Origin of the sequence: Terrabacter carboxydivorans, from assembly GCF_039532035.1 — a bacterium.
In the GTDB taxonomy this organism is placed as follows: domain Bacteria; phylum Actinomycetota; class Actinomycetes; order Actinomycetales; family Dermatophilaceae; genus Terrabacter; species Terrabacter carboxydivorans.
The window spans coordinates 1-583 of the sequence record NZ_BAAARE010000078.1; the positions used below are offsets into that span (position 1 = coordinate 1).

Below are 583 nucleotides of genomic sequence, written 5' to 3' on the forward strand. Positions count from 1 at the left end.
CCCGCTCCCGCGTCAACCTCGTCCCCGACACCGAACCAGAGATCGGAGCTGATGACCTGCCGGCCTTGACCGCCTGACCCCTTCACCACGGATCACGCAGCGCTACACCACTACCCGGGACTTGACCCAGTCGACCCATTCCATGGTCGCGAACTCGACCTCCTCGAGGCCGCGCCACGGGCCACGGCGCCGGATGAGCTCGGTCTTGTACAGGCCGTTGAGGGACTCCGCGGCTGCGTTGTCGTAGCTATCACCCTTGGATCCGACCGAGGCGACCGCGCCGGCTGTGGCGAGCCGCTCGCTGTACGCGATGGCCACGTACTGGACGCCGCGGTCCGAATGGTGGACCACGCCCGTGACGTCGTGGTCCTCGCGTTGCCGCTGCCACAGTGCTTGCTCGAGCGCATCGAGGGCCAGGTCGGTCCGCAGGCTATTCGACACCCGCCACCCGACGAGGCGACGAGAGAACAGGTCCAGGACGAACGCGACGTACACGAACCCGGTCCACGTAGCCACGTAGGTGATGTCGGCGACCCAGCGCTGGTTCGGCGCCGCAGCGGTGAAGTCCCGCTCGAGCAGGTCC

1 protein-coding gene is annotated in these 583 nt (G+C 67.8%); it reads right to left on the reverse strand.

All coding sequences use genetic code 11. The features are described 5' to 3' along the window. Positions 1 to 102: 102 nt before the first annotated feature. The coding region (locus tag ABD297_RS23640) for an IS3 family transposase (protein ID WP_344257629.1) at positions 103 to 583 on the reverse strand (481 nt) is incomplete at its 5' end.